Below are 20,683 nucleotides of genomic sequence, written 5' to 3' on the forward strand. Positions count from 1 at the left end.
AATCCCTGTGGGAGCGAGGTTCAGCGGTTGTCGCTGACGTCCAGTTGGCCGTCCCAGCCGCCGCCCAGTGCGGCGATCAGTTGCACGCTGGCAATCAATCGACTCTGCAGAATATTCAGCACACTGCGTTCGTTGCTCAGCGCCGTGGCCTGCACCACTACCACATCGATATAGGCAATCAGCCCGGCCTTGTACTGGTTTTCCGTCAGGCGCAGGGAATCGCGGGCAGCATCCAGCGCTTCCTGGCGAACTGCTGCTTCGTCTTCATACACCTTGAGCTGGACCAGGTAGTTTTCCACTTCGCGGAAACCGTCGAGAACGGTCTGGCGGTAGCGGGCGACGGTTTCGTCGTAGGCGGCTTCGCTGCGGTCGACCTCGGCCGAACGAATGCCGCCGTCGAACAGCGGCAGAGAAAGCTGCGGGCCGACCGACCAGAAACGGTTCGGCAGGCTGATCAGGTTTTTCGAGGTACTGCTGCTGTAGCCGCCGCTCAGGCTCAGGGTCAGGTCCGGGTAATACGCGGCTTTCGCCACGCCGATGTTGGCATTGGCGGCAATCACCGAGCGTTCGGCCGAAGCGATGTCAGGACGGCGTTCCAGCAGTTGTGAAGGCAAGCTCAGCGGTACCTGCGGCAGATTCGGGATGCTCTGGCTTTCGGCAATGCTGAAGTTGGCCGGTGCTTCGCCGGTCAGTACGGCAATAGCGTTTTCGAACTGCGCGCGCTGCCAGATCAGGTCGACCAGATCGGCCTGGGTGCTTTTCAACTGGGTTTGGGCCTGCGCCACCGCATCGCGCCCGGAAACCCCGGCGCGGTACTGGTTTTGGGTCATTTTCAGCGAGCGTTCATAAGCGGCAACGGTGGCCTCGAGCAAACGCTTCTGCTGATCGATGACGCGCAGTTGCAGGTAGTTCTGCACCAGTTCCGATTGCTGACTCAGACGCATCGCTGCCAGATCGGCAAAGCTCGCCTGGGCGTTGGCCTCGTCGGCCTCCAGGCCACGGCGCAGCTTGCCCCAGACGTCGGCTTCCCAACTGACGCCCAACTGCGCGTTATAAGTGTCGCGGATGCCGCTTGAGGAACTGCTCAGGCTCGAACTGCTGCTACCGGTGCCCTGACTCGAGCGGGTCTTGCCCAGACTCAGGTCGACGCTCGGGTAAAATGCCCCGCGTGCACTGCGCACCAAGGCCTGCGCCTGACGAAACTGCGCTTCAGACTGGGCGACGGTCTGGTTGGAGCTATTGAGTTTTTCGATCAAGGCGTTGAGCTGTTGGTCGCCGTACAACTCCCACCAGGCGCCACGGGCCAGCGAGTCGCTGGGATTGGCCTGACGCCAGCCTTCGGCTTCCTTGAACTGAGCGATTTCGGCAGTTTGCGGGCGCTGGTAGTCCGGGCCGACCGCGCAAGCGCTGAGCAGCGCCACGCACAGTGACAGGCTCAACAGGCGCGAGCCGCGGACGGTGGCCAATTGGAGAAGCGAACGGTCAGTCATAGCGGAGTTTCCAGAGCGGCATCAGTGCGCACGCCACGCCATTTGTTGAAGCGATGGCGCAGCTTGTCGAGATAGAGGTAAACCACCGGGGTGGTGTAGAGGGTCAGGACCTGGCTGAACACCAGGCCGCCAATGATGGTCAGTCCCAGCGGCTGGCGCATTTCCGCACCCTCGGCACGGCCGAGCAGCAACGGCAAGGCGCCGAGGATCGCGGCCAGCGTGGTCATCAGAATCGGTCGCAGGCGTTGCAGACAGGCGCTGCGGATCGACTCCAGCGGCGACAGGCCCTGATGACGCTCCAATTGCAGCGCCAGATCGATCATCAGAATGGCGTTCTTTTTCACCACGCCGATCAGCAGGAATATCCCCAGCAGGGAAATCAGGCTGAACTCGCCGCCCAATGCATAGATCGACAGCAACGCGCCAACCCCGGCCGAGGGCAAGGTTGAAAGAATGGTCAGCGGGTGGATGTAGCTTTCATACAGCACGCCGAGCACCAGATACACGGCCAGCAACGCACCGAGGATCATGAACGGCTGGCTCTTCTGCGTCGCGGCGAAGGCGTCAGCGGTGCCGGCCATTTTCGCAATTACATCCTCCGGCAGGCCGACCTTGGCGATCGCCCGTTCAATGGCGGCACTGCCCTGCTCCACGGTCACGCCTTCGGCCATGTCAAAGGAAATGCTTTCGGACGCGAACTGGCCTTCATGACTGACCCGGTCGTTTTCCAGGCTGTTTTCGTAATGGGCGAACGTCGACAGCGGCACCCGCGCACCGTCTGCGGTAATCACCTCGACCTGCTTGAGTGTCACCGGATCCTGAGCGTATTTCGGATTGACCTCCATCACCACCTGATACTGGTTGAGGCTGTCGTAGATCGTCGAAATCTGCCGCTGGCTGTAGGCGTTATTGAGCACGGCGGTGACCATGTTCATGTCGACGCCCAGGCGCTTGGCCTGATCCCGGTCGACGATCAGTGTCACCTGCTGTGCCCCGGCACCTTCGCGGGCATCGATGGCGGTCAGCTCGGGCAAGGCACGCAACGCGGTGACCACTTTCGGGAACCACTTGCGCAGCTCGGCGAGGTCGCCGCTTTGCAGAATGTAGGTGTATTGCGAACTGGTCTGCTCGCGACCGCCGCCAAACTGCAGATCCTGGTCGGCCATCAGCATCAACTGCGCCCCTGGCACCTTGGGCATTTCCTTGCGCAGGCGTTCTATGACCTTCTGCGCTGAAAGCTGGCGCTCCTTGATCGGCTTCAGGCGCACGATCATGAAGGCGTTGTTGGTGCCGTTGTTGCCGCCGATGAACCCGGCCACGCTTTCCACCGCTTCATCCTTGAGTACGGCGCGGCGGAAGGTTTCCATTTTCGGCTGCATGACGTTGAACGACAGACCGTCGTCGCCACGCACGAAACCGATCAACTGGCCGGTGTCCTGTTGCGGCAGGAAGGTTTTCGGCACCACCACATAGAGCGCAATGTTGACGCCAACGGTGAGCAGCAGACTGAACAAGGTCAGACGCCGATGACGCAATACCCAGTCGAGGCTGGTGGCGTATTTGCCGACCATCCAGTCGTTGGTCTTGTGGCTCCAGCGTTGCAAGCGGTTTTCCTGGCCCGGGGTGTGCGGCTTGAGCCAGCGCGCGCAGAGCATCGGTGTCAGCGTCAGGGACACCACCAGCGACACCACGATTGCCGCCGCCAGGGTGATGGAAAATTCGCGGAACAGGCTTTCGACCAACCCGCCCATGAACAGAATCGACAGGAACACCGCCACCAGCGAGACGTTCATCGACAGCAGGGTAAAGCCGACTTCCTTGGCGCCGAGGTACGCGGCCTGCATCGGCTTGACGCCTTCGTCGATGTGCCGGGAAATGTTTTCCAGCACCACGATGGCGTCGTCCACCACCAGACCGGTGGCGAGAATCAGCGCCATCAGCGACAGGTTGTTCAGCGAGAACCCGTAGAGGTACATCACCGCAAAGGTACCGACCAGCGACACCGGCACCGCCAGGGTCGGGATCAGCGAGGCGCGGAAGTTACCCAGAAACAGGTAAACCACCAGCACCACCAGGGCGACGGCGATCAGCAAGGTCATCTCGGCTTCGTGCAGCGTGGCCTTGATTACCGGCGAGCGATCCATGGCCAGATTGAGTTTGACGCTGGCCGGCAGCACCGCTTGCAGCGCGGGCAACTGCGCCTTGATCTCGTTGACCGTCTCGATGATGTTGGCGCCGGCCTGACGGTTGATCACCAGCAATACCGCCGCATCGTCGTTGAAGAAACCGCTGTTGTAACGGTCTTCGACGCCATCGCTGACTTTCGCCACATCCTTGAGACGCAATGCGGCGCCGTCGGCGTAGTGAATGATCAGCGACTCGTAATCCTTGGCTTTCTCCAACTGGTCGTTGGCCTGGATCTGCCACAAGCGCTCGCCGTCCTCGACCGAACCCTTGGGCCGCCGTACGTTAGCGTCGGCAATGGTCTTGCGCACATCGTCGAGGGCCACGCCGTACTGGTTCAGCGCCTGCGGTTCGAGCTCGATGCGCACCGCCGGCAGCGAACTGCCACCGATCTGCACTTCACCAACGCCCTGCACTTGCGACAGGCTTTGCGAGAGGATGGTCGAGGCCAAGTCGTAGAGCTGGCCTTTTTCCAGCACATCCGAAGTCAGCGACAGCACCATGATCGGCGCCTGCGACGGGTTGACCTTTTTATAGGTCGGCATGCTGCGCATCCCGCTTGGCAGCAGATTGCGCGAAGCATTGATCGCCGCCTGCACTTCCCGCGCCGCGCCGTTGATGTCGCGGTCGAGGTCAAACTGCAGAATCACCCGCGTCGAACCCTGACTGGAACGGCTGCTCATGGTATTGACACCGGCAATCGCACCGAACGAACGCTCCAGCGGCGTCGCCACCGTCGAAGCCATCACCTCCGGACTGGCGCCCGGCAGACTGGCCTGGACCACGATCACCGGGAAATCCATCTGCGGCAGCGGCGAAACCGGCAACAGACCGAAGCTGACACCGCCGAGCAACATGATTGCCAGCGAGAGCAACATGGTTGCCACGGGGCGTTTGATGAAGGGACCTGAAAGATTCATGCGCTCCAGCCCCTACCGCCGAACCCTGTGGGAGCGAGCTTGCTCGCGAATGCGGTATTACATTCAACATTGAAAGTGACTGACCCACCGCTTTCGCGAGCAAGCTCGCTCCCACAAGGGATATATGCTGATTGCGGGGTCATACCGCGACCTCTTCACCTTCGGCCTTGGCTTTGCCAAAGCGCCTTCCGAGGCGGTCGAAGTACAGGTAAATCACCGGCGTGGTGAACAGCGTCAACACTTGGCTCACCAGCAAACCGCCGACCATCACCAGACCCAACGGCTGACGCAGTTCCGCGCCAGACCCCGTGGCCAGCATCAGCGGCACTGCGCCGAACAACGCCGCCAGCGTGGTCATCAGAATCGGCCGGAAGCGCAGCAGCGCCGCTTGATAGATCGCCTCTGCCGGGGCCATGCCCTGGGTGCGTTCTGCGTCGAGGGCGAAGTCGATCATCATGATCGCGTTCTTCTTGACGATACCGATCAGCAGAATGATGCCGATGATCGCGATCATGCCCAGGTCGTTGCCACTGAGCAGCAATGCCAGCAACGCACCGACCGCTGCCGACGGCAAGGTCGAAAGAATGGTGATCGGGTGGATGTAGCTCTCGTAGAGCACGCCCAGCACGATGTACATGGTCACCACCGCCGCCAGAATCAGCAGCAAGGTGCTCGACAGCGAAGCCTGGAACGCTTGCGCCGCGCCCTGGAACTGAGTCTGCACGCCGACCGGCATGCCGATGTCCTGCTGCACTTGCTCGATGATGTCCACGGCATGCCCCAACGCCACGCCCGGCGCGAGGTTGAACGACATCATCACCGCCGGGAACTGGCCGATGTGGGTGATCGCCAGTTGCGCCTGACGCTCTTCGACATGCGCCAGACTCGACAGACGCACCTGCGCGCCGTCGGTAGTCTTGACGTGAATCTGATCCAGCGCCTGCGGGCCGATCTTCTCCCCGGCCTGGGCTTGCAGCACCACGCGGTACTGGCTGGCCTGGGTGTAAATGGTCGAAATCTGCCGCTGGCCGAACGCGTCGTACAGCGCATCGGTGATATTCGCCACCGACACGCCAAGGCGCGATGCGGCGTCGCGGTCGATCACCAGATAGACCTGCAAGCCTTTGTCTTGCAAATCACTGGCAACGTCGGTCAACTCCGGACGCTGCGCCAGGGCTTCGACCAGACGTCCGCTCCACTGGCTGAGCAATTCGGAGTCCGGCGAAGACATGCTGAACTGATACTGGGTGCGGCTGACCCGATCCTCAATGGTCAGATCCTGCACCGGCTGCATGAACAAACGAATGCCGACCAGTTTGTCCAGTTTTGGTTGCAGGCGGGAAATCACTTCGCTGGCCGTCAGATCGCGCTCGCCATGGGGCTTGAGGTTGATCAGCAAGCGGCCGCTGTTGAGCGTGGCGTTGTCGCCGTCGACGCCAATGTAGGACGACAGGCTCTGCACCGCCGGATCTTCGAGAATGATCTTCGCCAGTTGCTGCTGCCGTTCGCCCATCGCCGCGAAGGAGATCGACTGCGGCGCTTCGGAAATACCCTGAATCACCCCGGTGTCCTGCACCGGAAAGAAACCCTTCGGCACGATCACGTACAGGAACACGGTCAACGCCAGTGTGCCGATGGCGACCAGCAAGGTCAGCGGCTGATGCTTGAGCACCCAGCGCAGCATCCGCCCGTATTCGTTGATCATCCAGTCGATGAACGCACCGCTGGCGCGGTAGAAACGGCCTTGCTCGTGCTCCTGCGGTTCACGCTTGAGCAGGCGCGCGCACATCATCGGCGTCAGGGTCAGCGACACCACCAGGGAAATCAGGATTGCGACCGCCAGGGTGATGGCGAACTCGCGGAACAGGCGCCCTACCACGTCGGCCATGAACAGCAGCGGAATCAGTACGGCGATCAGCGACAAGGTCAGGGAAATCAGGGTGAAGCCGATCTGTTTCGCGCCCTTGAGCGCGGCCTGCATCGGGCTGTCGCCCTCTTCGATGAAGCGTGAAATGTTCTCGAGCATGACGATGGCATCGTCGACCACGAAGCCAGTGGCGATGGTCAGCGCCATCAACGTCAGGTTGTTCACCGAGAAACCGGCGAGGTACATCACGCCAAAGGTGCCGATCAGCGACAGCGGCACGGCCACCGAGGGAATGATCGTCGCACTGGCGCGGCGCAGAAACAGGAACGTGACCATGACCACCAGCGCGATGGCGATTAGCAGTTCGTGTTGCACGTCGGTGACCGAGGCACGGATGGTCTGGGTGCGATCCGTCAGCACCGTGACGTCGAGGCCGGCCGGCAGGTTGTCGGTGATGCTCGGCAGCAAGGCCTTGATGCGGTCGACCACTTCGATGACGTTGGCGCCCGGCTGACGCTGGATGTTCAGCAGCACCGCCTGATTCTGGTTGGCCCACGCGGCCAGACGCTCGTTCTCGGCGCCATCGACGATTTCCGCGACGTCCTTGAGCCGCAACGGCGCGCCGTTCTTGTAGGTCAGGATGAGGTTGGCGTAGTCCTCGGGCGAGGTCAGTTGGTCGTTGGCATCGAGCATCGACACCCGGGTCGGGCCATCGAAGTTGCCTTTCGGCTGGTTGACGTTGGAGGCGCCGATCAGCGTGCGCACGTCCGACAGGTTGAGGCTGTTGGCCGCGAGCGCTTCGGGGTTGACCTTGATTCGTACCGCCTGACGCTGGCCACCAGCGATGCTGACCATGCCGACGCCGCTGATCTGGGCGATCTTCTGCGCCATGCGCGTATCGACCAAGTCATTGAGCTTGGGCAGCAGCATGGTTTTCGAAGTGATGGCCAGGGTCAGCACCGGGGTGTCCGCCGGGTTGACCTTGTTGTACACCGGCGGCGCCGGCAAATCGGTAGGCAGCAGGTTGGTCGCGGCGTTGATCGCGGCCTGCACCTGCTGCTCGGCGACGTCCATGTTGATGTCGAGGCTGAAACGCAGGGTCAGCACCGAAGCGCCGCCGGAGCTGGTCGAAGCCATTTGCGTCAGGCCCGGCATCTGCCCGAACTGGCGTTCAAGCGGCGCGGTGACGGCGCTGGTCATCACGTCCGGACTGGCGCCGGGGTACAGGGTCATGACGCGGATGGTCGGGTAATCGACCTGCGGCAAGGCCGAAACCGGCAGCAGGCGATAAGCGATCAGGCCGGCCAGGACAATGGCCAGCATGCTCAGGGTGGTGGCTACCGGACGGAGGATGAACAGCCGCGAAATGTTCATGCGCCCTTCTTGGCCTTTTCAGCGGTGGTCGCATCGGGATTGGCGGCGGATTTGCCTTGCAGGTGTTCGGTCGGCGAGGTCGGCACTTCGCTGCTGTCATTGACCACTTCGACTTCGCTGCCCTCCTTCAGGCGGTCGGTGCCTTCAAGCACAACGCGATCGCCCGCGGCGAGGCCTTCGGTGACCACGGTGTTGTCACCGTCGCTGGCACCGATTTTCAGCTGGCGAATGGTGACTTTCTTGTCGCCGTCCAGCGCATAGACGAAGGTGCCATTGGTGCCGAACTGGATCGCTGCCGACGGCGCCAGCACTACACCTTTGAGCGTGTCGGCCAGCAAATGAACGTTGACGAACTGGTTGGGGAACAGCGACTGGTCGCGGTTATCGTAACGGGCCTTGAACTTGAGGGTGCCGGTAGCGACGTCGATCTGGTTGTCGAGGCTTTGCAGCACGCCAGTGGCTTGCAGCTTGGTGTCGCCGCGATCCCACGCTTCGGCAGGCAACTTGGCGCCACTGCGGTAACGGGCCAGCACGGTGTCGAGGCTGTTTTCCGGCAAGGTGAAGGCCACGCTGATCGGTTGCGTTTGGGTGATCACCGCGAGGAACGTGGTGTCATTTGCGGCGACGAGGTTGCCGACGTCGACCTGGCGCAGACCGACGCGACCGGCAATCGGCGCGCGGATCTTGGTGAATTCGAGATTGAGCTTGGCGTCGTTGACCGCTGCCTGATTGGTCTTGACCGTGCCCAGATACTGCCCCACCAGCGCTTCGGCGGTGTCGAGGGTCTGTTTGGCGATGCTGTCTTCTTTATACAGCCCACGATAACGCTCGACGTCGACCTGGGCGTTTTTCAGTTGCGCCTGATTCTGCAGCAACGTGCCTTCGGCCTGGAGCAGAGCATTCTGGTAAGGACGCGGATCGATCTCGGCCAGCAGGTCGCCCGCCTTGACCATCTGCCCTTCTTCGAAATGAATCTTCACCAGTTCGCCGCCCACCCGGCTGCGCACGTTGATGGTATTGAGCGCGGTGACCGTGCCCAGTGCCTTGTAATACAGCGGGAAGTCGCCCTTCACCGCCGGCGCCACACGCACCGGAATCGGCCCGGTACCGCCGCCGAAGCCCGGCCGCATCATTCCCGAGCGCCCGGTATGGCCGGCGGCCGCTTTGTCGCCGCCCGCCTTGTCAGCAGAGCCGGCGGGCCAGAACTTCCAGCACAGGACAGCGATGACCAACAGGACCAGCAGGCTGATCAGCCAGCGACGGGATTTGCGGGGGGACGATTGCATGGAGTTATTGACCATTGGGCGCGTGGGCTTCTATTACGGGAGGCTGAACGATAAGCACTGAGTGGATTTAAGCAAAGCAGCTTTACCGGCAATTTACCTTCCACTTACGTTTCAAGGTGTGAGGCAAAACCCTGATACACAAATGAAAACGGCCTGGACAGGGCCAGGCCGTTAACAATTGTAAAAGCCTTACTTGAGAACGGACAGTGCCGCTTCGTAGTTAGGCTCTTCGGCGATTTCCTTGACCAGTTCGCTGTGCAGGACGGTGTCGTTTACGTCCAGCACCACAACGGCGCGAGCGGTCAGGCCTTTCAGCGGGCCGTCAGCGATGGCCACGCCGTAGTTTTCGATGAACTCGCTGCCGCGCAGGGTCGACAGGTTCTGTACGTTTTCCAGACCTTCGGCGCCGCAGAAGCGCGCCTGGGCGAACGGCAGGTCAGCGGAGATGCACAGCACCACGGTGTTGCTGATGTCGTTGGCCTGGGCGTTGAACTTGCGCACGGAAGTGGCGCAGGTCGGGGTGTCGACGCTTGGGAAAATGTTCAGGACTTTGCGCTTGCCAGCGAAGTCTTTCAGGGTGACGTCGGACAGATTGCCGGCTACCAGGGAAAAGGCTGGCGCCTTGGAACCGGCTTGTGGCAACTGGCCGTTGACTTGAACCGGATTGCCTTTGAGGGTGACTTGAGCCATGACTTGAGTCCTTCTGTTTTTTGATTGGAAAGCATGCAAGAGGCGGAAGTTAACCACGAAATCGGCTGGCGACCTATGCCCCGTTGGAAATTGTTGGGCGCTCCACGGCGAGATTGTATACAGGTCCTGTGGGAGCGAGCCTGCTCGCGAAATCGGGTATCGATATCAGAAACGTGTGTCAACTCGGCTACCGCTTTCGCGAGCAGGCTCGCTTCCACAGAAGTTTGCAGTGCCACCCCAACCACCTTCGATTAAGCCCGGCTCCGACGATTAGAGGTGTGATATGTGCACCGCGTCCCCCGCACCAACGAATTAATTCCTTCGACTGGCTAACCCCCGATTAGCTGCTAGTTTCAGAAGGACGTGTCCTACAGGCTTGATAAGCAAAGGGATAACGCAGTAGCGGCGCGACAGTGCTCAGTTGTCCGGAAAAACACCATGGAATCGGGAAATGATCTGCAGTCGAGCCGGGAATAGAGGATTTCTGCCGCGGCCGGGTGGCGCGGCGTTCGCCATGCTCAAGCCACGGAGCGGGCGTCTCCTCCTCTTGCTGTGCCTGGGCGTCAGTCCATCGCTGTTCGCCGCAGAAGGTGGCGTCGGCCGGCCGATCACGGGCCAGCAAGTGTTCGCCAATGCTGGCATCGTGCCGCCGGAGCCGGGCTGGGTAATGTCGTTGACCAGCATCTGGTACGACGGCTCGCTCAAGGGCAGCGACGGCGCACCGATTTCCGGCGCGATCAGTGGCGGGATCGACGTGAAAGTCTCCTACACCATAGCCAACTTCACCCATGTCTGGAACACCGGCAAGGGCCGCTGGAATTTCGCCTCGGCAATGGGCCTGCCGGTGCAATACACCGACATCAAGGCGAGCATCACCGGCCCGCGCGGGCGCACTTTGGGTGACAGTGATTCCGGCACGCAGTTTGCCGATGCGCTGATCACCCCGCTCGCCGCTGGTTATCACTTCGACGAACTCAATCATCTCTCGCTGTCGCTACCGATCTACGTGCCGACCGGCGCCTATAACAAGGATCGCCTGGCCAATCCCGGACAGAACAATTACACGTTCATGCCGACCGTGGCCTTTACCCATCTCGACGGCAAGGGCGGCGAGTTCACCTTGTCCAGCGGGCTGGAGTTCTACACCGAGAACGACGCTACCGACTATCGCAACGGCAACATCTTCACCCTCGACGCCCTCTGGACTCACGGCTTGGGCAATGGCTGGAACGCCGGACTTGCCGCCGGCTACGTGCAGCAACTGACCGACGACAAAGGCCAGACCGCCGATGTCTTCAATGGCTATCGCGGCCGTTCGGTCGGCGCCGGCCCGGTGATTGGCTGGGCCGGAAAGTTCGCCGATGCCCAGGCCAATATCAGCGCGCGCTGGGTGCCGGAGTTCGACACCAAAAACCGCCCCGAGGGCAACGGCTTCAGCGTCAATCTGACCCTGGCGTTTTTCTAGACCCGGACACAAAGGACTGCCCATGACAGCGCTCACCGACCTCAACGCCCTGCAAGCCAGCATCGCCGAAGCGGTGCTCGGCCAGGATCAAGTCATCCGGCAGATTCTGCTCGGGCTGTTGGCCAATGGTCATTTGCTCCTGGAGAGCCTGCCCGGGCTGGCCAAGACACGCACGGTCAAGGCACTGGCCAAACACCTTGATGCCAAGATGAGCCGAATCCAGTTCACCCCCGACCTGTTGCCCTCGGACATCACTGGCGCCGAGGTGCTGCACCAGGTCGAGGGCAAAAACGAGATCCGATTCCAGCCAGGTCCGCTGTTCGGCAATCTGATCCTCGCCGACGAAATCAACCGCGCCCCGGCCAAGGTCCAGGCGGCGCTGCTCGAAGCCATGGAGGAACGCCAGATCACCGTCGCCGGCAACAGCCATGCGCTACCGGAGCTGTTCATCGTGGTGGCGACGCAGAACCCGATCGAGCAGGAAGGCACCTACCCACTGCCGGAAGCGCAGATGGACCGTTTTCTGATGAAGGTGCTGCTCGATTACCCCAGCGCCGAAAACGAAAGCCAGGTGCTGCGCCTGCTGCGCAACGAAGAGTTTGCCCAAGGTGCGAGCACCACGTCGGTGAAGAATTTCACTTTGGCGCAGGAGGTGATTTTTGCTGCGCGCAAGGAAGTCAGCGCGGTGCACGTTTCACCGGCCATCGACACTTACCTGATTGACCTGATCAACGCCACCCGCCACCCCGCCGACTACGACGAAGACCTCGCACGCTGGATCGCCATTGGTGCCAGTCCCCGTGGCGGCATTGGCCTGGACCGCTGCGCCCGTGCCGATGCGTGGCTGCAGGGGCAGGATTTCGTTTCGCCGGACAACGTCCGCGCCGTGGTCCATCCGGTGTTGCGCCATCGTTTGCAGCTGAGTTACGACGCGGTTGCCGATGGCGTCAGCGCCGATCAGGTGCTCGACCGGATTCTCGACAAAGTGGCGATTCCCGCATGAAGGACGAAGGTCTGGTCTACGTCTCTCTGGCGCAATTGATGGCGCTGGAGTTCAAGGCCCGTGACCTGAGCTTTCTTGCCCGACAGCCGCAGGGCAGCATCCTCGCCGGCAACCACGCCTCGCGGCTGCGCGGTCGCGGGCTGAATTTCGACGAGTTGCGCCGCTACCAACCGGGCGATGACCTGCGCCACCTCGACTGGCGCGCTTCGTTGCGTACCGGCAAACCGGTGGTGCGCACTTTCACCGAAGAACGCGACCGCCCGGCCCTGATCGTGGTCGACCAGCGCATGTCGATGTTCTTCGGCTCGCAGCGCAGCTTCAAATCGGCAGTCGCCGCCGAACTCGCCGCGCTGGCGGCGTGGATGGTTTTTCATGCCGGGGATCGGGTTGGCGGTCTGGTCTTCAACGACCAGCGTATCGACAGCATCGCGCCGTTGCGCAGTCGCAAGCGTGTCGAAGCGCTGCTCAGCCGCGTAGTGCAGCAAAACCGCGCGCTGAACGCCGGTAATCCCGACGCCGAAGATGAGGACCAACTGGACAAAGCCTTGCAGCGCTGCCTCGGTGTGGCCGGGCACGACCACTTGATCTGCATCGTCAGCGACTTTGCCGGCGCCGGTGAACGCACCTTGCAATTGATGCGGCAGCTGTCGGCGCACAACGATGTGATTGCCTTGCAGGTCTATGATCCGCTGGCGCTGAAACTGCCGAACAACGGTCGACTGCTGGTCACCCAGGGCGAGTTGCAGGTCGAACTGGCGATCGAGAAACGTAACGTGCAGCAGCCGCTGGGGGATTTTCTCAGCGGGCGGCTCAAGGACGTCGCCACCCTGCTGCGCCGCAGTCAGGTGCCGCTGATGATGATCAGCACCGCCGAGGACGCCCATGGGCAGCTGCGCGCCGAACTGGGCAAAAGCGCCGGGGGCGCGCGATGAACCGGAATATCCCCAGCATCGATCAGCTCAAGGAGCTGGCCCTGCCCGCGCCCGTCAGCTATGCGCCGCAAACCTGGGGCTGGTGGCTGTTGCTGGCGGTGCTGGTGCTCGCCGCGCTGTTGCTCGGCCTGCGCAGATACTGGCAATGGCGCCGCGACCGCTATCGCCGTGAAGCCCTTGCCCGACTGGCACAGTTGCGCGGCCGCAGCGACGACCTCAACGCCCTGCGCGAATTGCCTGAGCTGCTCAAACGCGTAGCCCTGTCCATGCCCACTCGATCGCGGCGCTGGAATGCATTCCCTGTGGGAGCGAGCCTGCTCGCGAAGACGTCAGCGCATGCAATACCTCGACCCACTGACACAGCGCTTTCGCTAGCAGGTTCGCTCCAACAAGGGCCGGCGGCGCTTGGCAGAGATGACTGGCAGGATTTTCTGCAACGGCACTGCAAAAACAGAATGCCTGCCGACTTCAGCACGCAACTGGCCCAACTCGCCTACGCGCCGGACCCCGTATTGCGCGCCCTCCCCGCAGCGCAACGGCAAATGCTCTTCGACAGCTGCCAATACTGGGTGGAGCATCACCATGTGGCAGCTTGATTACCCCTGGCTGTTACTCCTGCTGCCGCTGCCCTGGCTGGCTTACCGCTTTCTGCCCGCCTACAACGAAGCCCGCAGTGCCGTGCGCGTACCGTTTTTCGGCGCGATGAGCCGCGCGGTCGGCGAAGCGCCAGGCACCGCGGGCAGTCGGCGCAATCGCTGGCAACTGCTGCTCAATGTGCTGGTGTGGGCGCTGATTCTGCTGGCCGTGTCACGTCCGGTGTATGTCGAAAAGCCAATCGAACGCCAGCAACCGGTGCGCGACCTGATGCTCGCCATCGACCTGTCGCAGTCGATGGAAACCGAGGATTTCACTAACGCCCAAGGCGAAAAAATCAATCGCCTGGCGGCGGTCAAAGAAGTGGTGCAAGGCTTTATCGACAAACGCAAGGACGACCGCATCGGCCTGATCGTATTTGGCAGCGGTGCCTACCCACAGGCCCCGCTGACCCTCGATCACGCCAGCCTGTCGTTGTTGCTGGCCGATACCGGGATCGGCATGGCCGGCCCCAACACAGCGATCGGCGATGCAATCGGGCTCAGCCTGAAATTGCTCGACAAGGCCCATGAGCAGGAAAAAGTCCTGATTCTGCTGACCGATGGCAACGACACCAGCAGCGCTATCACCCCGGATCACGCCGCCGAAATGGCGGCCAACAAAGGCGTGGTCATTCATACCATCGGCATCGGCGACCCCGACGCTTCCGGCGAAGCGAAGGTCAATCTACAAGGCCTCGAACAGATCGCCAATACCACCGGCGGCCGCTTCTTCCGCGCCGAAGATCGCGCGGCACTGGATCAGGTCTACACCACCCTCGACCAGCTCACCCCGCATCAGGTGAAAACCCTTAGCCATCAACCGCAGCGAGAACTGTTCTACTGGCCGCTGGGTGCAGCATTGCTGTTGTTGGCGCTGTATCAGCTCGGCGCGTTGTTGCACCCGCGTCTGATGGATGCGCGGCAACGGCAGGAAGCCTGAGATGGAAATCAACCTGAGCGATTTCCACTTTCTGCGCCCGCTGTGGCTGTTGCTTGCGCTGTTCGGCGCAATGCTGCCACTGATCTGGCGTCGCAGCCGCGACCTGCAAAAGCGCCTGCGCGGCAATATCGCCGAACACTTGCTGCCGCACTTGTTGATCACCCCGCAGGATCACCAGCGCTGGCGCCCGGTGCACCTGCTCTGTGCGCTGCTGATCCTCGGCGCACTCGCCGCGGCCGGGCCGACGTGGGAACAGGATCGCCCGGACTTTCTCGAGAACCGCGCACCACTGATCGTTGCCGTCGACCTTTCGCCGTCGATGGACGCCAACGACGTGCAGCCGACGCGGCTGGAGGCGGTCAAGCACAAGCTGCATGATCTGCTGCAACGTCGCGCCGCTGCGCGGACCGCACTGATCGCCTATGCCGGCAGCGCGCATCTGGTGTTGCCACCGACCGACGATCCGGCGCTGCTCGACAGTTTCATCCAGGCCCTGGGCACGGGCTTGATCGACAAACCGGGCAAGAACGTCGCCGCCGTGATCGATCAAGCGAAACGCTTGCTCAGCGCCGAGAACACCCCGGGCAGTCTGCTGCTGATGACTGATGGGGCCGATACCACGCAACTCGATGATCTGCAAAAACACCTCGACGGCAGTGCCTTGCAGGTTCTGGTTCTGGCGGTGGGCAGCGAAGACGCGGGCGTCATTACTACCGCCAGCGGCCAGCCGAAAATCGACAGCAGCGGACGACCAGTGCTCGGCAGTTTCGATCAAGCGGCCCTCAAGCAATTGGCCTCGGCCGTCGACGCGCCGCTCGGCAGCCTGACCCTCAATAACGATGACCTGGAGTGGATCGAGTTGCACGCACGGCAACACTTCCAGAGCGCCAGCGCCGAACAGCGCGAATTGCACTGGAAGGACGCCGGTTACTGGCTCTGCTGGCCGTTGCTGTTACTGGCGCTGTTCAGCGTACGCAAAGGCTGGAGCGTCAACTGGATGCCGGCGCTGTTTTTGGCCGTAGGGTTGGGCTGGCCTGCGGCGCCGGCGCAGGCCAACGCCCTCACCGATGCGTTTTTTACCCGCGACCAACAAGGCCGCTGGGCGTTTGAGCATGATCGTCTGCCCGAGGCGGCGGCGCTGTTCGTCGACCCGTACTGGAAAGGCGTCGCGGCCTACCACGCTGCCGATTACGACTTGGCAATGGCGACCTTCGCCCGCCTGGACACGCCGCAGGCGTACTTCTACCTGGGCAACATTTACGTGCGCCGCTTCAAGTTCGATCAGGCGATTGCCGCCTACAGCGAGGCGTTGAAACTGCAGCCGCAATTTGCCGAAGCGACCGCCAATCTGGCCTTGGCTCAGGCACTGCTCAAGGACACCGAAAGCGCAGAGAAAAACGCTCCGCAAACCAAACCCGATGAAGTCAAATTCGACAAGGCACCCGGTAAAGGTCAGAGCAAAAAGGTCGAGACCCAGCAGGCGGCGTCCGATGCGCTGTGGCTGGAGAACCTGACCACCTCGCCGGCGAAGTTTCTAAGGCAGAAATTCAGTCTGCAGGATCAGCAGGGAGATCGGCCATGAACCTCCGGCACCTGAGCGCCGCCATCGCTGGCAAGCCAGCTCCCACAGGGAATTTCTGTGTAGTTGCAAACTTTGTGAAGATTGCTGTGATTTGTGGGAGCTGGCTTGCCAGCGATGGCGGCAGAACAATCAGCGCAAAACTCAGCGCACTGCTGCTGACCAGCCTGCTGTCTATGAATGTTTTTGCCGCCCCAGCGCAACTGAAGGTCCAGGCTCAACTCAACCCCAGCGAAGGCGCGATGGTCGGCGGTCTGGTCGAACTGCAACTCGACGTGCTCACCGACACCTGGTTCACCAGCGCCGCCGCCCTGCCCGATCTGCAACTCGACGGTGCGCTGGTGATGCCGCCAAACGGCCAGGCGCAGCATCTGAACCAGACCATCGATGGTCAATCGTTCAATGGCTTGCGTTATAGCTATCTGATCACGCCCAACGTCGCGCGCAGTTTCGATATCCCGGCGCTGACCGTACGCGCCACACTGGGCCAGGCCACTGAAGAAATCAGCGCACAGAGCCAGCCGCTGAGTTTCAGCGCAGCCCAGCCGCCCGGTTTCTCGCCCGGGGAGACGCCTTTGGTCGCCAGTGGGTTGCGCTTGAAACAGATCGTTACCAATTCGGCCACACCGCTGAAAGTCGGCGACAGCATCACCCGTGAGCTCACCCTGCAAGCCGATGGCGCGCTGGCGATGGCCCTGCCGATTCCGACCTTCGGTGATGTCGATGGCTTGAGTCGCTACGCGAAGACGCCACAAGTCACTGCGCTGGATGACGGTCGCGGCAATATCCTCGGCGGCCAACGTGTCGACAGCGCCAGCTATCGCATCGACAGTGCCGGTACATACACGCTGCCGGCGATCCGCGTGAAATGGTGGGACGCCTCTGCGAGGCAGATCCGCAGCGCTGAGGTGCCGGCCGTGAGCTTCGAGGCCGCAGCCAACAACGCCTATAAACCGGTGTTTTCGCTCGCCGAAGACCTCAGGCAACTGCAACAGAATCAATTGCACTTCTCCAGCCGCTGGCTGCTCTGGCTGGCGCTGGCGGTCGGCCTCGCCGTCGGTGTGTACTTGCTGCGGCCCGTCGCCGTTCACGCCCATCAACGCTGGCTCGCACATAAACGGGCGAAGCAATTGGCCTGGCAGCATTCGCCCGCTTTCGCCTGGCAACAGATCGCCCCGCAACTGCAAGCCAGGCCGGCGCAACTGACCGCGCTGTACCTGTGGCTGCGGCGTAGTCGTCTGGGCTTGAAACTCACGGGCGCCGGGCCACGTTTGCAGGGATTGTTACGCGGGCTTTACGGCCGTCAGTCTGCCGCCGATCAAACACTTGTTCAGCTTCGCCAATCGTTGTCTACGCTTCAAAGTCAGGTCGCCCGCCAACAGGCGAAACCCGCACCGGCCCTGCGCCCGCTCAACCCTGTGCATGAGAAGGATTTCACATGATCAACCCGTTGCTGCGTCGCCAACGTTTCGGTCTTGCCCTGCTGTTGACACTGGTTCTGCCCCTGCTGGCACAGGCGAATGAACCGCTGCCGTCATGGAACGACGGCCCGGCCAAGAAGAGCATTATCGAGTTCGTCCAGGCCGTGACCGACCAGAGCAGCAAGGACTTCGTCAAACCGGCCGATCGCATCGCCGTGTTCGACAATGACGGTACCTTGTGGAGCGAGCAACCGGCGTACTTCGAATTGCTGTTTGCCTTCGACGAGGTCAAGCGCACCGCCGCACAACACCCGGAATGGAAAACCACACAGCCGTTCAAAGCGGTGCTGGAAAATGATCACAAGGCCCTCGCCGCGTCGGGCATGGAGGGTTTGCTGCAGATCGTCGGCGCCACTCACGGCGGCATGACCACCGAAGCCTTCGATGACTACGCGAAAACCTGGTTCAGCCAGGCACGCCACCCGAAAACCGGCAAGCCCTACACGGAAATGATCTTCCAGCCGATGCTGGAAATGCTCGACTACCTGCGCAGCCAGAACTTCAAGACCTACATCGTTTCCGGCGGCGATACCGGCTTCATGCGCGCCTTTGCCGAGAAGGTCTACGGCATCCCGCCGGAACAGGTGATCGGTACCACGTTCGTCACCTCTTACCAGTTCAAGGACGGCAAAGCGTCGATCGTGCGCACGCCGAAAGTCGCGCACAACGACGACGGGCCGGGCAAACCGGTCAGCATCGATGCGGTCATCGGTCGGCGGCCGATCCTCGCCTTTGGCAACTCCGACGGCGACCTGCAGATGCTGCAGTGGACTGCCGCCGGACCGGGCAAGCGCCTGATGGGGCTGGTGCATCACACCGATGCCAAGCGCGAGTGGGCTTATGACCGGCAATCGAATATCGGCCGACTCGACAAAGCCCTCGATGAAGCGAATTCACGTGGCTGGACGGTGGTGGACATGGCGTCGGAATGGCGCCGGATCTATCCGTTCGATCCGCCGGCAACCGAGCAGGTGCAATAAGAAAGCGTAATGCAGGAGAGCAGTAAACGTTTGTCGCAAAAAACGACCCCCGCGCAAAGGAGCAAGTCATATGACTCGCATACGCAAGTGGCTACCGAAACTCGCCCTGGTGGCAACCTCGGTGATGGCGCTGTCGGCAACCGCCACAGCGGCTGAAAAACCCAACATTCTCGTGATCTTCGGCGACGACATCGGCCAGACCAACATCAGTGCCTATTCCATGGGCGTGGTCGGATACAAGACGCCGAATATCGACCGTATCGCCAAAGAAGGCATGATCTTCACCGATTACTATGCCGAAAACAGTTGCACGGCCGGACGCTCGTCGTTCATCACCGGGCAGACACCGTTGCGGACCGGCTTGTCCAAGGTTGGCATGCCGGGGGTCCCGGTGGGCTTGCAGGCACGCGATGTGACCATTGCCCAAGCGTTGAAAGCCCAGGGCTATGCCACGGGTCAATTCGGCAAGAACCACTTGGGCGACAAAGACGAATATCTGCCGACCAATCATGGTTTCGACGAGTTTTTCGGCAACCTGTATCACCTCAACGCCGAAGAGGAGCCGGAGCGTCCGTACTGGCCCAAGGATGATGCCGAGTTCGTCAAGGCCGCCTCGCCTCGCGGCGTGATCCACAGTTTTGCCGACGGCAAGATTGAAGACACCGGCGCGCTGACCAAGAAACGCATGGAGACCATCGACGACGAAACCACTGCGGCAGCGCAAGCGTTCATCGAGAAACAGGCCAAGGCGGACAAACCGTTCTTTGTCTGGATGAACACCACACGCATGCATGCCTTCACTCACGTGCGCGAATCCATGCAAGGCCAAAGCGGCATGGTCGGCAACGAATATGCCGATGGCATGCTCGAGCATGACGGCGACGTCGGCAAGCTGCTCAAGACACTGGATGACTTGAAGCTGACCGAGAACACCATCGTCGTCTACACCACCGACAACGGCCCGAACCAGTGGTCGTGGCCTGACGCTGCAACGACGCCGTTCCGCAACGAGAAAAACTCGAACTGGGAAGGCGCCTATCGGGTACCGGCGATGATTCGCTGGCCGGGCAAAGTCAAGGCAGGCGAAGTCTCCACGCAGATGTTCTCCGGTCTGGACTGGTTCCCGACGCTGATGGCCGCCGTGGGCGACACCGACATCAAGGACCGCTTGCTCAAGGGCGCCGACATCGGCGGCAAGAACTTCAAGGTGCACCTGGACGGCTATAACCAGCTGGACTACCTGACGGGTAAAACCGACAAGAGCGCGCGCAAGGAGTTCTACTACTTCAACGATGATGGTGCGTTGGTCAGCATGCGTTTCAACGATTGGAAACTGGTGTTCTGTGAGCAACGCGCGCCGGGCGGACTGCAGGTGTGGAGCGAACCGTTCACCTGCCTGCGTGTGCCGAAAATGTTCAACCTGCGCATGGACCCGTACGAACGCGCCGATGTCGTGTCTGACCAGTACTATGACTGGCTGACGAAAAACGACTATCTGATTTTCGACGGTACCCGCCGCGCGGCGAAGTTCCTGCAGACCTTCGTCGACTATCCACCTAGCCAGCGTCCGGCGAGCTTCAGCATCGACCAGATCCGCGAGGACGTGGATCGCCGTATCGAAGAAAAAATGAAGAAAGCCCAGTAACACCGCTGTACCGCCGCTCGCCTTCATCGGCGGGCGGCCCTGTTTTGAACAAGCGACCGGGTCGGTTTCGTTTGCTAGCAGGCTCGCTCCCACAAGGTTTTCTGCGATCGATCCCACGCTCTGCGTGGTAACGCAGCCCGGGACGCTCGGCGTCCAATGCCGAAGCGGACGCGGAGCGTCCAGTGAGGCATTCCCACGCAGAGCGTGGGAAC

General features: G+C 61.5%; 14 protein-coding genes. 9 read left to right on the top strand and 5 right to left on the bottom strand.

Annotated features, from left to right (window positions below; genetic code table 11):
* Window positions 1-20: 20 nt before the first annotated feature.
* The 5 genes from D8U82_RS07850 to tpx all read right to left on the bottom strand — a co-directional run bounded on the left by D8U82_RS07850 (window position 21) and on the right by tpx (window position 9,811).
* The gene (locus D8U82_RS07850) at window positions 21-1,490 is read right to left on the bottom strand and encodes an efflux transporter outer membrane subunit (protein WP_122507276.1); all 1,470 of its coding nucleotides are present in this window, start codon (window positions 1,488-1,490) and stop codon (window positions 21-23) included.
* Window positions 1,487-4,594 (bottom strand): efflux RND transporter permease subunit, encoded by a 3,108-nt coding sequence (locus D8U82_RS07855; RefSeq protein WP_071172349.1) that lies wholly within the window; start codon window positions 4,592-4,594, stop codon window positions 1,487-1,489. Before D8U82_RS07855 ends, D8U82_RS07850 begins: the two co-directional genes overlap by 4 nt.
* 139 nt (window positions 4,595-4,733) lie before the next feature.
* Window positions 4,734-7,835 carry an MdtB/MuxB family multidrug efflux RND transporter permease subunit gene (locus D8U82_RS07860; protein WP_125926890.1) on the bottom strand — a complete coding sequence of 1,034 codons (3,102 nt, stop codon included), beginning with the start codon at window positions 7,833-7,835 and terminating at the stop codon, window positions 4,734-4,736.
* The gene (locus D8U82_RS07865) at window positions 7,832-9,136 is read right to left on the bottom strand and encodes an MdtA/MuxA family multidrug efflux RND transporter periplasmic adaptor subunit (protein ID WP_129998667.1); all 1,305 of its coding nucleotides are present in this window, start codon (window positions 9,134-9,136) and stop codon (window positions 7,832-7,834) included. Before D8U82_RS07865 ends, D8U82_RS07860 begins: the two co-directional genes overlap by 4 nt.
* Before the next feature lie 174 nt (window positions 9,137-9,310).
* The gene (tpx, locus tag D8U82_RS07870; protein WP_130901988.1) at window positions 9,311-9,811 is read right to left on the bottom strand and encodes a thiol peroxidase; all 501 of its coding nucleotides are present in this window, start codon (window positions 9,809-9,811) and stop codon (window positions 9,311-9,313) included.
* Between the two features lie 514 nt (window positions 9,812-10,325).
* Between tpx and D8U82_RS07875 the strand changes: the two genes are divergently transcribed.
* The 9 genes from D8U82_RS07875 (at window position 10,326) to D8U82_RS07915 (ending at window position 20,471) form a co-directional block, all read left to right on the top strand.
* Window positions 10,326-11,276, top strand: a complete 951-nt coding sequence (locus D8U82_RS07875; RefSeq protein WP_130901989.1) for a transporter — start codon at window positions 10,326-10,328, stop codon at window positions 11,274-11,276.
* Window positions 11,277-11,298: 22 nt separating this feature from the next.
* Window positions 11,299-12,279, top strand: coding sequence for a MoxR family ATPase (locus D8U82_RS07880; protein WP_130901990.1), 981 nt, complete (start codon window positions 11,299-11,301; stop codon window positions 12,277-12,279).
* Window positions 12,276-13,211 carry a DUF58 domain-containing protein gene (locus D8U82_RS07885; RefSeq protein WP_130901991.1) on the top strand — a complete coding sequence of 312 codons (936 nt, stop codon included), beginning with the start codon at window positions 12,276-12,278 and terminating at the stop codon, window positions 13,209-13,211. The genes D8U82_RS07880 and D8U82_RS07885 overlap by 4 nt, the downstream gene beginning before the upstream one ends.
* Entirely contained in the window at window positions 13,208-13,807 is a 600-nt protein-coding gene (locus tag D8U82_RS07890) for a DUF4381 domain-containing protein (protein ID WP_130901992.1), read from the top strand. Before D8U82_RS07885 ends, D8U82_RS07890 begins: the two co-directional genes overlap by 4 nt.
* Window positions 13,794-14,786: a VWA domain-containing protein gene (locus D8U82_RS07895; RefSeq protein WP_110603412.1), complete on the top strand. Its 993-nt coding sequence runs from the start codon at window positions 13,794-13,796 to the stop codon at window positions 14,784-14,786. Before D8U82_RS07890 ends, D8U82_RS07895 begins: the two co-directional genes overlap by 14 nt.
* 1 nt (window position 14,787) lies before the next feature.
* Window positions 14,788-16,368, top strand: coding sequence for a VWA domain-containing protein (locus D8U82_RS07900; RefSeq protein ID WP_130901993.1), 1,581 nt, complete (start codon window positions 14,788-14,790; stop codon window positions 16,366-16,368).
* The gene (locus tag D8U82_RS07905) at window positions 16,365-17,807 is read left to right on the top strand and encodes a BatD family protein (protein WP_130901994.1); all 1,443 of its coding nucleotides are present in this window, start codon (window positions 16,365-16,367) and stop codon (window positions 17,805-17,807) included. Before D8U82_RS07900 ends, D8U82_RS07905 begins: the two co-directional genes overlap by 4 nt.
* Window positions 17,804-18,826, top strand: a complete 1,023-nt coding sequence (locus D8U82_RS07910; protein ID WP_016774613.1) for an HAD family hydrolase — start codon at window positions 17,804-17,806, stop codon at window positions 18,824-18,826. The genes D8U82_RS07905 and D8U82_RS07910 overlap by 4 nt, the downstream gene beginning before the upstream one ends.
* 70 nt (window positions 18,827-18,896) lie before the next feature.
* Window positions 18,897-20,471 (top strand): arylsulfatase, encoded by a 1,575-nt coding sequence (locus tag D8U82_RS07915; RefSeq protein ID WP_110603419.1) that lies wholly within the window; start codon window positions 18,897-18,899, stop codon window positions 20,469-20,471.
* The last annotated feature ends 212 nt before the right edge of the window (window positions 20,472-20,683 follow it).

The sequence above is a fragment of the Pseudomonas sp. Sample_23 genome (assembly GCF_004307595.1).
GTDB classification, from domain to species: domain Bacteria; phylum Pseudomonadota; class Gammaproteobacteria; order Pseudomonadales; family Pseudomonadaceae; genus Aquipseudomonas; species Aquipseudomonas atacamensis.